The sequence below is a fragment of the Reyranella sp. genome (assembly GCF_965227665.1).
In the GTDB taxonomy this organism is placed as follows: domain Bacteria; phylum Pseudomonadota; class Alphaproteobacteria; order Reyranellales; family Reyranellaceae; genus Reyranella.
Map to the genome: position 1 here is coordinate 5,273,294 of NZ_OZ245767.1, position 14,358 is coordinate 5,287,651.

The 14,358-nt window shown below is 65.7% G+C and carries 12 protein-coding genes; 3 read left to right on the forward strand and 9 right to left on the reverse strand.

Features of this window, described 5'->3' with window-relative positions; genetic code table 11:
* Positions 1-67: 67 nt before the first annotated feature.
* The 5 genes from ACO07I_RS25505 to ACO07I_RS25525 all read right to left on the reverse strand — a co-directional run bounded on the left by ACO07I_RS25505 (position 68) and on the right by ACO07I_RS25525 (position 6,447).
* Positions 68-982, reverse strand: a complete 915-nt coding sequence (locus tag ACO07I_RS25505; protein WP_422012427.1) for a branched-chain amino acid ABC transporter permease — start codon at positions 980-982, stop codon at positions 68-70.
* 71 nt (positions 983-1,053) lie between these two features.
* A complete protein-coding gene (locus ACO07I_RS25510) occupies positions 1,054-2,232 on the reverse strand; it encodes an ABC transporter substrate-binding protein (RefSeq protein WP_422012429.1) in 1,179 nt (392 codons plus the stop codon).
* A 65-nt stretch (positions 2,233-2,297) separates the two neighbouring features.
* A complete protein-coding gene (locus tag ACO07I_RS25515; RefSeq protein WP_422012431.1) occupies positions 2,298-4,127 on the reverse strand; it encodes an adenylate/guanylate cyclase domain-containing protein in 1,830 nt (609 codons plus the stop codon).
* Between the two features lie 57 nt (positions 4,128-4,184).
* Complete coding sequence (locus ACO07I_RS25520; protein ID WP_422012433.1) at positions 4,185-4,835, reverse strand: GNAT family N-acetyltransferase; 651 nt, start codon at positions 4,833-4,835, stop codon at positions 4,185-4,187.
* Between the two features lie 52 nt (positions 4,836-4,887).
* Positions 4,888-6,447, reverse strand: a complete 1,560-nt coding sequence (locus ACO07I_RS25525) for a benzoate-CoA ligase family protein (RefSeq protein WP_422012435.1) — start codon at positions 6,445-6,447, stop codon at positions 4,888-4,890.
* Between the two features lie 111 nt (positions 6,448-6,558).
* On the opposite strand from ACO07I_RS25525, the gene ACO07I_RS25530 reads away from it, so the two are divergent.
* A complete protein-coding gene (locus tag ACO07I_RS25530) occupies positions 6,559-7,026 on the forward strand; it encodes a hypothetical protein (RefSeq protein ID WP_422012437.1) in 468 nt (155 codons plus the stop codon).
* 198 nt (positions 7,027-7,224) lie between these two features.
* Here ACO07I_RS25530 and ACO07I_RS25535 read toward each other — a convergent pair whose 3' ends face one another.
* Entirely contained in the window at positions 7,225-7,599 is a 375-nt protein-coding gene (locus ACO07I_RS25535; RefSeq protein ID WP_422012439.1) for a hypothetical protein, read from the reverse strand.
* Between the two features lie 185 nt (positions 7,600-7,784).
* On the opposite strand from ACO07I_RS25535, the gene ACO07I_RS25540 reads away from it, so the two are divergent.
* Entirely contained in the window at positions 7,785-8,060 is a 276-nt protein-coding gene (locus ACO07I_RS25540) for a hypothetical protein (RefSeq protein ID WP_422012441.1), read from the forward strand.
* A gap of 10 nt (positions 8,061-8,070) precedes the next feature.
* Here ACO07I_RS25540 and ACO07I_RS25545 read toward each other — a convergent pair whose 3' ends face one another.
* Positions 8,071-8,676 carry a hypothetical protein gene (locus ACO07I_RS25545; protein WP_422012443.1) on the reverse strand — a complete coding sequence of 202 codons (606 nt, stop codon included), beginning with the start codon at positions 8,674-8,676 and terminating at the stop codon, positions 8,071-8,073.
* Positions 8,677-8,894: 218 nt separating this feature from the next.
* Between ACO07I_RS25545 and dctP the strand changes: the two genes are divergently transcribed.
* Complete coding sequence (gene dctP / locus ACO07I_RS25550) at positions 8,895-9,866, forward strand: TRAP transporter substrate-binding protein DctP (protein WP_422012445.1); 972 nt, start codon at positions 8,895-8,897, stop codon at positions 9,864-9,866.
* A 121-nt stretch (positions 9,867-9,987) separates the two neighbouring features.
* On the opposite strand, the gene ACO07I_RS25555 is transcribed toward dctP, so the two are convergent.
* Both ACO07I_RS25555 and ACO07I_RS25560 read right to left on the reverse strand, forming a co-directional pair.
* Positions 9,988-10,734 (reverse strand): hypothetical protein, encoded by a 747-nt coding sequence (locus ACO07I_RS25555; protein ID WP_422012447.1) that lies wholly within the window; start codon positions 10,732-10,734, stop codon positions 9,988-9,990.
* 115 nt (positions 10,735-10,849) lie between these two features.
* Positions 10,850-14,290 (reverse strand): autotransporter domain-containing protein, encoded by a 3,441-nt coding sequence (locus tag ACO07I_RS25560; RefSeq protein WP_422012449.1) that lies wholly within the window; start codon positions 14,288-14,290, stop codon positions 10,850-10,852.
* Positions 14,291-14,358 lie beyond the last annotated feature (68 nt).

The following is a 14,358-nucleotide window of genomic DNA, read 5'->3' on the forward strand; positions in this document are numbered from 1 at the left end:
CAGTGGCGCTCATGTGAAGATGCGCCACTGGAGTGGCGCGCTCCATCGAGGCGAGGGTGCGAGACCATCATGTGCGCTGGCCGAACAGGCCGGTCGGGCGCCACACCAGCACCACGGCCATCAGCACATAGACCAGCACCTGCGAGATCGCAGGCGCGGCGCTCGAGGCGGCGCTGGAACTCATGAAGGTCTTGAGGATGTCGGGCAGGAAGGCGCGGCCCACGATGTCGATCTGACCGACCACCATCGCGGCGATGAAGGCGCCCTTGATCGAGCCGATGCCGCCGATGACGATGATGACGAGGGCCAGGATCAGGATGTCGTCGCCCATGCCGATGCGGACCGAGGCGATGGGCGCGGACATCAGGCCGGCCAGCCCCGCGAACACCGCGCCGAGCCCGAACACCAGGCTGAACAGCAGCTCGATGTTGACGCCCAGCGCGCCGATCATGCGGCGGTTGGAGGCGCCGGCGCGGATCAGCATGCCGAGCCGCGTGCGCGCCACCAGCCAGGCCAGCAGGATCGCGACGAGCGCGCCCACGACGATGATGGCGAAGCGGTAGGCGGGGTAGGGAACACCCGGCAGGATCTCGATGGTGCGGTTCAAGAAGGGGGGCACCGCGATGCTCTTGCCGGCCGGGCCCCAGAGCGCGCGCACCAGCTCGTTGAAGAACAGGATCAGGCCGAAGGTCGCCAGCACCTGGGTCAGATGATCGCGCGCGTAGAGTTTGCGGATCACCACGATCTCGACGGCGACGCCCAGCAGGAAGATCGCCGGCACCGCGAGCAGCGCGCCCAGCACGAACGAATCCGTGATGCCGATCAGGGTCCAGGCGATGTAGGCACCCATCATGTAGAGAGAGCCGTGCGCCAGGTTGACGAGGTCCATGATGCCCAGCGTCAGGGTCAGGCCGGCGGCGAGCAGGAACATCAGCAGGCCGAGCTGCACGCCGTTCAACACCTGGAGCAGCAGATATTCCATCTATTCCGTCACGCTCTCAAACGAAACGGGAGCGCGTTGCCGCGCTCCCGTCGACAGTTGCGACCAGACTCTCACTTCATCGGGCACTTGGCGGCGAAGGGATCGACCGCGTCCTTCACGGCGGTGGCGATAGTCTTCACCGTCATCATGCCCTGGGGGTCCTTGACCGTTTCCTGGATGTAGAAGTTCTCGATCGGGAAGTTGTTGTTGCCGAACTTGAAGTCGCCGCGAACCGACTTGAAGTTGGCCTTCTTCATCTCGGCGCGGACCTTGTCCTTGTTCGAAAGGTCACCCTTTAGCGCCTCGGCGGCCGAGGCCATCAGCATGATCGCGTCGTAGCTCTGGGCGCCGTAGTAGGACGGATAGGTGCCGTGCTTCTTCTTGAAGTCCTCGACGTACTTCTTGTTGGCCTCGTTCGGCAGGTCGTTGACCCATTCCTGGGCGCCGAGCGTGCCCAGCGCGAGGTCGCCCTGCTGCGGCAGGGTGATCGCATCGATCGAGAACACCTGGTAGAGCGGCACGGTCTTGTTGAGGCCCGACTGCGCCCACTGCTTCACGAACTGAACGCCGTGCGCGCCGGGGTAGAAGATGAAGATGCCGTCCGGCTTGGCGGCGGCGATCTTCGTCATCTCCGCCGAGAAGTCGAGCTGGTCGGGCCACTTGGTGAAGTCCTCGCTGACGATCTTGCCCTTGTAGGTGCGCTTGACGCCCGCCAGCATGTCCTTGCCGGCGGCGTAGTTGGGACCGACCAGGTAGAGGCTCTTCACGCCCTTGGTGTTGAGATATTCGCCCATCGCCATCGGCGTCTGGTCGTTCTGCCAGGAGGTCGAGAAGAAGTTCTTGTTGCAGAGCTCGCCCGCGATCTGCGACGGGCCGGCATTGGCCGAAATCAGGATCGTGTCGCCCTCGTCGACCACCGGCTTGTAGGAGGCCAGCAGCACGTTCGACCAGATGTAGCCGGCGATGAAATTCACCTTGTCCTGCTGGACGAGCTTCTCGGAACGCGCCTTGCCGACATCCGGCTTGAACTGGTCGTCTTCGTAGATGATCTCGAAGGGCTTGCCGCCCATCTTGCCGCCGAGATGCTCCTTGGCGAGTTCGACCGAGCGGCGCATGTCCTCGCCGATCGCCGCCTGCGGGCCCGAAAACGTGCTGACGAAACCCACCTTGATCGGGCTCTGCGCCATCGCCGGCAGGCCGAACGCCATCACTGCCGCAAGTGCCGCGGACCCCAACAATTTGTTCTTCATGAGCCGTCGCTCCCTGTTTTCCCTTGGCGGCTATAAAAGCGGAAAACGCAGGGTCCAACAATCGCTTAATGGACGGTCGTCGATGCCCTGAGGGTGGCGAGCGGCAGGGCGGCCGTGGCGGCGACGTCGGCCGGCGCGCCGTCGAGAATTGCCCAGGCAAAACCGGCACCGGCGGCCTCACGGCAGGTCGCGCTTGCCACGATCGTGACCTCGCCCTCGCGCGGCGCGCTGCGGCCGAACTGCTCGAGGCGGGAGGCCACGTTCACCGCCTCGCCGATGGCCGTATAGTCGACCCGCCCGGCGAAGCCGATATTGCCGACCAGCACCGTGCCGGTGTGCAGGCCGATGCGCATGCGGCAGGCGTGCAGTCCTTGCGCCCGGCGCTCCCGGTTGAAGGCCTCGACCTCCTTGGCGACGGCCAGCGCGCCCTGGCAGGCGATCCGCGCATGGTCGGGGATGGAGTCGGGTGCCCCCCAGAAGGCCATCAACCCGTCGCCGATATACTTGTCGATGGTGCCGCCGCTCGCCTCGATCGCCGGGCCGATGCGCGACAGGAGCGCGTTCAGGTAGGCCGCCGTCTCGGCGGCCGGCCGACCGCGGGAATAGGAGGCATAACCTTCGAGGTCGCTGAACAGGATCGTGACGGCACGATCCTCATTCACCGGCAGGTTGCCCTGCTGCGTGGTCAGGCGGGCGACCAGCGCGCGCGGCAGGTAGGTCGCCGACAGTTCGAGGCCGCGGGCCATGCGCACGAAGGCATGGTTCGCCCGGCTGATCTCGCGCACGCGGCTGCGGGGCAGGGCGGGGACGTTGTCGAACTCGAGCCGCTCCACGGCGCTCGCCGCCCCGGCCAGCGCCAGGATGGGCTCAGCGAGGCGCCGGCCGAGAAGGATGGCGGCCAGCCCGGTGAGGATCATCAGCAGGCCGCCGGCGATCAGGATGCCGCGCACGATCCAGCGCGCCCAGGCCGATTCGCGGCCGGCCTCGTGGTAGCCCACGATCAGCTCGGCCGGCGCATACGCCTCGACGCTGCGCCGTATCCAGGCGAAGGAGCGCTCTCCGACCCAGTTCCAATGGCCGTCGACGCGCGCATCGGACCGATCCCAGGACAGCGGATTGGGATCGGGTGCCCAGATGGAGGCGAGCACGGGGTCGCCGACTTCGTCCAGGGACACCAGACGCGTCTGCGCGCGGGCGTCGCCGTTCAGGGTCTTTGCGAGCTTGGGATGGGCCAGCACCTCGTTCCGGCCGGCCAGGATGAACGGCGTGCGCTCGCCGGTGAGCTCGATCTCCTTGAGGAAGCGCGACAGGTCGGTCGTGCCGATCGCCGCGCCGATGACGCCGCGAAACTCACCGCGGACATGGACCGGCACGATGATCGGCAGGATCGGCTCGCCGACGACGAACGACCAGACGGGCTCACCCCAGCCGGGACCGTCCATGGTGCGCGCTCGCGCCAGCAGCGCCTCGGCCCCGCGCACGTTCTCACGCCGCTCCGGCCGCATGGTGCGGTCGGCGCGGACGAAGCGCGTGGGCTCGCCCTCGACCGGCAGCACGACGAAGCCGACGGTCTGCGGCACCGCCGCCAGCGTGCCCAGCGCGAAGATGCGCCACTGCTCGCGGTCGTCGAAATCGATCTCGCCGCGGGCGATGGCCTCGCTGAGATAGGTGAGCTGGTTCTGCACGGGCCTGAGATGCGCCTCGAGTCGGCGCTCGATCAGGTCGATCGTCACTTCGGCGCGCTGCAGGGAGGAGGCGTCGAGGTTGCTCTGCGCGGCGAGCCAGGCGACGAGGATCACCGGCGCGATGGAAACGAAAACCAGCCCGACCATCAACGCCGGCAGCAGCCGCGCGATCGGCCAGCCGGGCGTCTCGGACTTCTTCGCAAGAACCATCGATCCTCATGCTTCCACGAAGCCGGGACAAAAAAGTGGCGCGTCAGGCGCTCGGCCTTACACAATAACTTGATTGGCTGGCAGAGCGTCCCATCCCATCCAGCAGGTCCGGCCTTCAACGCCGGCTTCGGGCGCGAGGGTTGAGAAGCCGTGCCTGGACCAGAAGCGACATGCGCCCGCGTTCAGGCGGTTGACGCCGACGTGAAACGATCGTGCGCCGCGCGCGCGGGCCGCGGATAACCAGATTCCAAGAAGCAACGAGCCCGCGCCCCGGCGCCGCAATCGGGGCAGCAGGTTCAGATGCAGATGCGCGGGATAGCGCGTCGCGATCTCGACCGGCGTCGAGACAGGATGGTGAATCATCGACGCGCGGCGCTGGTCTGCGGTCTGCCTGTCGGGAGGTACGTCCACCGGATCGGCGTAGTGCCGCCGCAGTGGCGGCCACCAGTCGTGCTCCAGTCTCTCTTCCCAGGTGGCTGTGTCGACGACACCGGCGACGAAGCCCGCAACGCCGTCGCGATCCGCTACGATCCAGGTGAGGCCGGGTTCGAGCAGGGCATAGGGCGCAATATAGATGTGCCCCATCATCTTCGGATCGCGATAGAGGTGCGAGGCATCGCCGCCGGCATGACCGGTCGCCAGCGAGATCGCATAGCAGGCCTCGAGATCGGCTTCGTTGAACGGTCGAATCTGGGGGGCGTCGTCCACTAGATCGAAATGAAGAAGCAGGGTTGTGAGGTGCTGTCCTTCGTCATGCTGACTAACCCCGCAGCTTGAAGCGCTGGATCTTGCCGGTCGCGGTCTTGGGCAGCTCCGGTACATACTCCACCCAGCGCGGATATTTGTACGGCGCCAGGGTCTTCTTGCAGTGAGCCATCAGCGCGTCGGTGAGGGCCGCGCCGGCGTCGCCCGGCTGCTTCAATACCACGATCGCCCGGGGCTTTATCAGTCCCTGCTCATCGGCATGGCCGATGACGGCCGCTTCGAGGATCGCAGGGTGGCCTACCAGACAGTTTTCGATTTCGACCGGCGAGCACCAGATGCCGCCGACCTTCAGCATGTCGTCGCTGCGGCCCTCGTAGATGAAGTAACCGTCCTCGTCCTCGCGATAGGTGTCGCCGGTGTTCAGCCAGCCGTTCACCATGGTTTCGGCCGTCTTCTCCGGCTTGTTCCAGTAATACTTCGCGGCCGATTCCGCCTTGATCCACAGGCGACCGCTCTCGCCCTTCGCGACCGGATCCCCGTTCTCGTCGAGGATGCGGACCTCGTAACCCGGCACCGGCTTGCCGCTGGTGCCCGCCCGGAAGTCGTCGAGTCGGTTGCTGATGAAGATGTGCAGCGCCTCGGTCGATCCGATGCCGTCCAGGATGACCGTCCCGGTCTGCTCCTTCCAGCGGCGGAACATGTCGCCGGGGAGCGCCTCGCCCGCCGAGACGCAGGCCCGCAGGCTGGAAAGGTCGCGTTTCCCGATTTCGAGGGCGGCGAGCTGGGCGGCATAGAGTGTCGGCACGCCGAAGAAGATCGTCGGCCTGAAGGTCTCGATGTTGGAGAAGGTCGTCTCCGGAGTCGGGCGACGGTCGTCGAGGACAGCGGTGCCGCCAACCCACAGCGGAAAGGTCATGCCGTTGCCCAGGCCATAGGCGAAGAAGAGCTTGGCGGCGGAGTAGCAGATGTCCCGGTCGGTCACGCCCAGTACGCGGACGCCATAGAGTTCGCTGGTGACGACCATGTCGCGATGGGCATGGACGGCGCCCTTGGGCCTTCCGGTCGAGCCCGACGAATAGAGCCAGAAGCAATCGTCGTCCGGCGCGGCGAGCCGGGCTTCCAGGCGAGGAGGGGCCTTCGCCATTTCGGCCAGGAACGAATCGACCGTCATGGCCCGCGGCGCCTTTTGCTCGAGCTGTTTCAGGGCCGGCTCGATTTCACCGCTGAACTCGGAAGAATAGACCACCAGACGACATCCCGAATCTTCGAACATGTAGGCGTAGTCGGAAGCCCGCAGGAGCGTGTTGGGAGGTACCGGCACGACGCCCGCCTTGATGGCTCCCCAGAAGAGATAGAAGAAGGCCGGGCAGTCCTTCACCACCATAAGCAGTCGATCACCGGGCTCGAGGCCGAGCGCCAGCAACGCGTTGCCCGTCCGGTTCACACGCTCGGCGAGCTCCCCATAGGTCACGGTTTCCTCGCGCGTCAGGATGGCGGCCTTCTCGCCGCGACCTTCCGTGAGGTGACGCTCGATGAACGGCAACGCGACGTTGAAGCGCGACGGCAGTTGGACGGCGTGCGTGGAGGAGAAGGAAATGCCGGAGGGAAGCGCCATGTTGGGACCCGGAAGGATTCAGGAGTTCCATCGATACTGATCGTATGAAGGGATCGCAACGCTTGCGGCCTGTCTGGCGTTGTCAGGCCGCAAAACCAGAACGGATTTTCCATGAAGCAAGGCGTCGTATTTGTTCTCGCTTCCGCGGCCCTCATTTCAGCCGTCATAACCGCGCACGTCATGGCTCCGTTGCCGGAGGGCGGTCCCTTCCAGGCGTCCGCGAAAACGACGGCGACGTCGGAAACGACCCCCCTGGCGTCCAGGCCGGTTCTCGACACAGCGGCTGCGAAGCCTTTGATCGAGGGCCGCCAGGCGCCGGTACCGTTGCAGATGCGCGAGAGGCCGGCGGCAATCCTGCCCGCCTCGGCCGAAACTGCAGCCGCGACCATGCCGGCTTCCTCGATGCCGGCTGAAGTGGAAGGTGGAGGCTTCGCCAAGAGTGCGATCGAAGCGGATGGCTACAAGTCGGTTAAGAACATCGTTGCGGGCCCCGATGGGACGTGGCGGGCCCGCGCCCTGAGAGGCAGGACGGAGGTCGTGCTGACGGTCGATCAAGAAGGCAGGGTATCCGCCGAGTAAGTCTGCAACCATGGATCCGCTTGTGCGTTGTCTCATCGCAGCCTTTGGCGGTTCACCGTAGCCGTCCCTCTCCCCCGAGGGGCTGCAGGAACCCGTCCTGACACACTCAGGACGGGTTTTCCTTGTGCTCTCGGGCAGCGTGGCAACAGAAGCCCGCCCGGAACACCGGGCGGGCTGGCTCGGTTCGCTAGCGAGGTTCTAGAATCTCAGGATCACGCCCCGGTCCGTCGGAACGGCCACGCCGTCGCCGGGCTTCGGAAGGGGTTGAGCCGTGACGGGTGTGACGCTGATCGAACTCGCCGGTGCACCCTGGCGGACCAACTCCTGCTTCACCACGTTTGCATAGTCCGCGCGCCCCTCGATGCGGACAGGCGTCTCCCTGGCGGCTTCCGCAGCCGAGCGCACCGTATCCATGGCGGATTGAGGGACGCTCGCATCGCTTCCAAGGAAGACGAGGTGGTCAGACCTGACGACCGGCGACGAGGCCGGTGCCGAAGCCAGGTCCTGCGCCATGGCCGACAGCGGCATCAGGGCAAGGCCACCAATGACTAAGGCTGTACTGAGCTTATACATGATGAAGGCTCCTTTGTTTGTACCGGATCAACGCAAAAGCCACAGTGAAAGTTTCCTGCAAAATGAGAGCAACGGCGTGCCCAGCGCGGCGTTGGGTATGGTTAACTTGCGAATTGACGCTGCTCATCCCCATGCGTCTGCACTATGGTGGAACACATCAGATGCAATGAGCGAGGAGGTCGATCATGTCGGAAGAACGAAAGAGGGTGCTCGAGCGGTTCAAGGAGCGCCTGGCCCACATCGAGTCCGGTGGTATCACCGGTCCGACGCACTGGCATCTCTTCCATCTGCACAACGCACTCAATGCGCTGCCGGACGATCATTCGGCGGCAAACCTCCATCTCGACGAGTTCGATCGTGCGGACCTCGCCAAGGAGTTCCCCGAACTCGAGGCGGATCAGCCGCCGAGCGCGTCGGAGATCCGTAACCGCTTCGACATGCTTGCGGGCGGATTGCTCTAGCAGGCTGCCGTCAGGCCTGTTTGCCCATCCCCTCGTCGCGCCATTCGCGGCGCTTGCGTTCGCTCTCGGTTTCCGTCTGGGCCGAGGACGGTGCCTTCGGGTCGACCGTCTGCGCGCGCTCGTTTCGCCAGGTCTCGGCATGCGCGACGAGGTCCATCGGGCGATGGATGGACAACAGGCCTTCAACGCGTCCAACCTCGTCGTCAGGGACACGTACGGTGACGAGGGCGCCGCCGCGGCGAACCGCTTCCGAAAGAACCGCGGCTTCCTCCTCGTCGACGCCGGCGCCGATCAGGGCGCCCATGAGCCCGCCGGTGGCGGCTCCCGCCGCGGTGCCCACGGCCAGGGCTGCCAGCCACCCCGCCGCGACCACGGGGCCGAGTCCGGGGATCGCCAGGAGCCCCAGGCCCGCCAACAGGCCGACGCCGCCGCCCACCACGCCGCCGATGCCGGCGCCGGTGGCGCTATCGGAGGGCTCGCCGCCGTCCTGCGCGCGGCTTTCATGTTGCTTCGCGATCAGGCTCACATCCGATGAAGGGATTCCGGCTTTCTCGATCGCCTCAACGGCGGCGCGGGCTTGGGCTGTGCTGTCGTATGACCGGGTGACCGTCTTCATCGCTTTCTCCACTTTGGTTCAATGCAACTAGGCGGCGGCCAAGGGGTTGCGACGGAGGCTCGGCGATCAATTTGAGACTGACGCGCATTATCATGCGCGTGCGCGTGGGGCTGCCGCAACGCGTCCGGTTCTGCTAGAAGTGTTGTCTGACAAATTCGTTTTTGGAACCTTTGGCGCTCTGTACGGTTTCCGACCTAGAGCTTGGAAAGCAACTGTGCATGCGTGCCGTTGTATTCGCCGTCATCGTCGCTCTCGTGACTTTCGGGCAGCCGACATTTGCACGAGATATAATCTCCTCGGACATCTATCCGTCGAGCTACCCGACCGTACGTGCGACGGCGTACATGGGCGATCTGATTCGCGAACGCAGCGGCGGCCGTCTCATCCTGTCCAATCTGGGGGCCGGCGACCGGGAATCCGAGAACTACACACTGGGGCAGCTCCGAAACGGCACCCTCGACATGGCGCGGCTCAATATCAATACGCTGAACAGCGCCGTGCCGGCCACAATCGTTCCGACGCTCCCGTATATCTTCCGCTCGGTCGCACACGAGAGAGAGGTGCTCGACGGCCCGGTGGGTGAAGAGATTCTCGCTTCGTTGGAAGCCACCGGCGTCGTAGGCCTCTGCTTCTATGACGGGGGCGCCAAATCCATCTATGGAAACAGGCCGATCCGGTCGCCTGCGGACTTGCGTGGCCTGAGGTACCGTGTCCAGCCATCCGCCCACTGGGCACCGATGCTGCGGGCGCTCGGGGCACAGCCCGTTCCCATGCCCCAGGCCCGCGTCGAGGCCGCAATGCGCGCGGGTGTCATCGACTTGGCCGATGGGAGCTGGTCATCCTTCGTCGCCCTGCAGCACCATAGCGTGGCGAAGAACTTCAGTCTGACGGAACATTCAAGGCCTCCCAGCGTCCTGCTTTTTTCGAAGCGCATCTGGGATACGCTTTCGCCCGAGGATCGAGCGATCCTGAAGACGGCCGCGCGCGATTCGGTGGCCCTCTATCGGCAGCTCTCGGACGAACATGAGGCGGCGGCTCGCCGGGAAGCCGAGGCTGCCGGCGTAATGACCGTCAGCGACATCGACTACGACGGATTTGCCGCGGCGCTCGTTCCTTATTACGCGACGGCGGTATCCGATCCGCGTCTCAAAGCCATGATCGAACGGATCAAGGGTGAAGCTGGACGATAGGATGGAGCCGAGCAGACGCTCAGCCGTCCTCCGACATGGCTGCTTCTCCGCCACGGATCGGGCAGGGGAAAGGTCGACCGAGGCCTTCCGCTCGCGATATCCGGTGCTGCGCTCCGACCGCCTACTTCAGCGCATTCCGCAGCGGTTCGCTTGACAGTTGCATCAGACCGCCGAAGGGCAGGCCGAGTTCGAGGATCAGGTAGAAGGCGGCCGATGCCGAAACGATGCACATCGTGATCACGACGAACAGGGTCGGATTGGGCGGCGCCGACAGGCTGAAAATTCCGAAGATGAACATCAGCCATATGATCAGCACGATCAGGAACGTGTTGGAGATCGAATCCGTGGGCTGGGCGAAGAGCGCAAGCTGTGTCTGGGCGAGGTCGGCGCTGACCTGAAGGGCTCGGGCATGCAGGGCACGCTGGCGATCGTTGGTCGGCCGCATATCCTGCAGCATGAACAGAACTTCTTCTTCCGGTGCCCTGGTGTCGTCGGACTTGACGCCGCGCGCAATGGCCTGCTCGCGCCAGATCGAATCGATGATCGGCTGAATCTCGGCGCGCAAGGCGTCCCGAACCGGCTGCGCGTCCGGGCCATAGTTCCTGAGAACCCGGTCGAGTTCGGTGATATCGGCCGTCATGCGGCTGACCAGGCTGCTGCTGCGCTCGAACGACGTGCGGGTCGAGGCGAAGAGGAGGGCGAGGACGAGTGCCGACATGGTTGCGACCAGCGCGATCGAGAGCTTGATCACGTCCTTGGAATCGCCGCTCACGTGATGCTCGGGCAGGCGGCTGCGGATGAGGGCCCCGCCGATCGCGCTGGCCATGATGCAGACAAAGGCGACGGCGGCAAACTGGATGGGACTCAACGGGCGGACCTCGTGATGGCTGGACCTCAGCCCGCATAAAGTGCCCGACCGAACCGTTGGGACACAATGCGGGGAATTTACGCGCTCCGTCCGCCTGACCCCTGTGGACCTCGCCTCACCACGTCACCCTGAGACCGCCATTGAGGACGTGGTTGGTCGTGCCGCTGCCGGTCTCGCCGTCATAGCGGACATAGAGCGTGGTTCCCGGCGCGACGGCGGTGTTTGCGGCGAGGCTGAAGGTGGCGGCATCGCGCGTGGGCGCGGCGCCGAAGACGGTGAAGTTGGTGCCCGGCGCGCCAGCGAAGCTGGCCGTCACCGGGCGCGTCGTGTCGGCGTATTCATGCGCCCAGCCCAGCCGAAGCTGCAGCGCCAGCTTCTCGCGGCCCTCGGCGCCGAAGGCGCCGGCGAACTCGGCGCCGAGCACGCTGCGCGCCGACCCGGTGGTCTGGGATGCGACGTTGAGATTGAGCGACCCCGCGCCGGACTCGGTGAAGCCGAACTGGCTGTTGGTGGTTCCCTGCAAGCGGGCAAAGGGGGTGATCGAGGCGGCGGTCGGCTCGTGGAGCCCGATGCGGTAGCCCGCTTCGAGCTGGCCCAGGAACTGGTTGGCGCCGGTGCGTCCCTGCGCGAGGCGCGCCGACAGGTTGGGCAGCACGATCTGGCGCGTCATCTGGTTGTCGTTGTAGCCATAGCCCGCCAGCCCATCGAGATAGAAGGCGCCCTGGGTGAAGGAGGCGTAGAGACTGGCCTGGTAGCTGTTGGTCGTGCCCTGGCCGCTGAAGCCGCTGGCCCACTGGTTGCCGCCGACGTAGCCGACGGCGATGCCGGCCAGGAAGCGCGGATCGAAGCGATAGTCGGCGCCGGCGGCGAAGCCGCCGGCATTGTAGGTCAGGGTGCCGGCATTGGCAGTGCCGGCAACGCTGCCGGTGCCGCCCAGCGCGGCGCCCCACAGGCTCCACGGGGTGACGGTGTCGCCGTCACAGGCCTCCGAGGGGGCCACGTCACAGGCCTGGGCGACGGCCACGCGGGTGCCGCTCCCGACGCCGCCGCGGGCGAGGCTCATCTGTTGGCCCATCATGTTCATGAACAGCAGCCCCCTGCCCAGATTGGCGGTGCCGAAGCCCGAATAGTTCTGGCCGCTGAGGGCGTCGAGGGCGGCCTGTCCCTGGCCCTGGCTGTAGGTGGCCATGGTGCCGATGACGGTGGCGAAGTCACCGCTCGATCCGGCGACGCTCTGGTCGAGGACGCGGCCGACGGCAGACTGGTTGGGGGTGGCGCCGCCGGCGCCGAAGCCGCCGGGCTTGAGGGTGAGATAGACGTTGTTGGCGTCGTAGGCGAGCGAGGGCAGGAGGAAGGGATAGAGGCTGCTGGCGCCGGCATAGGTGCCGGTGACGCCGCCGCTGGCATTGAGGATGGTGTAGGTGGTGCTGGGCGCATACACGCCCGAGGCTGCGGTCACGGCCACGGTTCCGCCGGCGATGGTGGCGGTGCCGGGGGCGCCGGTGACGTTGAGGCGGTCGGCCTGCCCGGCGGCATTGGTCTCGACCTGGTAGCTGCTGCCGGCCGCCTGGGTATAGGCGCCGTTCACGGTCAGCGTTCCGATCGAATTGCCGGGCGCAACGATGCCGTTGTTGGTGACGGTGCCGACGAAGGTCCCATTGCCGCCGAGCAGCCCGGTGTTGTTCACGTTGCCGGTGAAGGTGCCGTTGTTGATCAGGGCCCGGCCGTTGGCAAAGGTGCCCGCGGCCTGGATGAAGTTGCCGGTATTGTAGACGCTGCCGTTTATGGTTCCCGTATTCGTCGTCGTGCCCGAGTTGACGAGGTCGCTGAGCAGGGTACCGCTGTTGTCGAAGGTGCCGAAGTTCAGCAGGCTCGCATTGACCGACTGGAACGTGCCGGCATTGTCCAGCGTGGCACCGGGCGCAACCGAATAGCCTCCGCCGCTGACGAACGCGGCGCCGGCCCGGATCGCGAGATCGCCCACCAGGGTGCCCGAGAGCGCGAGCGTTCCCTCGGCGACCGTGGTGCCTCCCGTATAGCTGTTGTTGCCGCCCAGGATGAGCAAACCCGTGCCGGCCTTGGTCAGTCCTCCGGGGCCGGAAATGTCGTTGCTCCACATATCGACCGCGTTGAAGCCGCCCAGCGAGGCATCGAGCGTCACGCTCACATTGGAAGCGAATGCGCCGTAGCCGCCGGCGGCCTTGAACAGGTTCAGGCGCACCCAACCGCTGCCGTCGTCGAGCACACCGCCGGAGGGCAGCTCGGTCGACGCCAGGATGTCGGTCCGTTGGGCACTGCTCAGATAGGGAAAGCGTGACGCGATCAGCAGCTCCGCATTGGCCGGAACGACGGCGGCCAGGTCGGTCGGGCCGACCGGCTGGAAACCATACGTCGCCTGCAACGCGAAAGCCGTGTTGGCCGCCGCGAATTGCGCGGCCGAAGGCAGGGTGCCGTTGGCGATGCAGCCGGCGACGTTGGAGGCGCACGATGCGTAGGGAACGGCCGTCACGGCGCTGCCGTAGGTCTCGTTGAGGCTCGTCGTCAGGTCGCGGGAGAGCCCGGCGATGTGCTGGGGAAGCGTCGCAGGCCCCCATACGGCCGGCGCATAGTCCGGATTACCGGCCAGCATCTGCGTCATCGCGTAGTAGCTGACGATTCGCGAGCCGATGACATCCAGCGGATAGTGCACGCCGAGGATGTTGCGGCTGAGACCGGCCTGCTGCGCCGATACCATCATGCCCTGATAGGCTTGCGGCATCATCATGGCGTAGAGGAGCGCCGTCAGTTCGGCGCGTCGCGTATGTCCGCTCGGGAAGGATGCGGACTTCTGATACCGGCTGCCGCCTCCCGGCTCGCCCCAGATCGCGGCTTGGGCCTGGATGGAAGCTTCGGTTGCCTGACCCGTCGTCCAGGGAGCAGAGGCGATGACGTTACTGATCTGGAATGGACGGGGATCGCCTTGCCCCGGCGGGGGATAGTAATAGGGGGTCGTCAGGCCCTGATAGGCAGTCACGTACGACGTGAAGCTGGCCTTGAGCCCAGGACCCGCAAAGCCCTGGATCGTGCCGATCGGCTTTTCCCAGTCGTCCGAAGAGCCCAGCGTTTCGGTGATCTGTCGATAGACACCTTGCTGTACCGGCTTCAGCGGAGACAAGGCCTCGGTGAGCGCGATCGCCAAGGGCGCGGAGGCCTGGAGCTGAGGGAACAGCCGCAGCGTCGACTGGATCTCGCTCGCGGGAGAAATCTGCTTCCAGAGGGTGTACTGCGCGAGCTGCGGTGCCTCACCGCCGGCCTGGCTGTTGGCGATGGCCTGATTGCGCTGGGCGGGGGTCGCGTTCAGGTAGATGCCCTGCTCGATCGCGAGATTGTTGTTTAAGATGGCGTTGTTCGGCGCCGTGTAGGCGGGCGTCCCGAACAGGCTGATCACGCCGTACTGGGCCTGGTAGCGGGCACAAACCGCACCCGTGAGTCCCAGGCTCTCGCAGCTCCGCTGGGCCGCGGCGGGCGATGCCAGCAAGCCCACCGACAGGAGGGCGGCAGCGGGCCAGGCGATCAAGCGCCTGCTCAATCCATCGAAACCACGAATATCCATGTGCCCTCGGCAGTCAGCAAGCAATCGCCGAC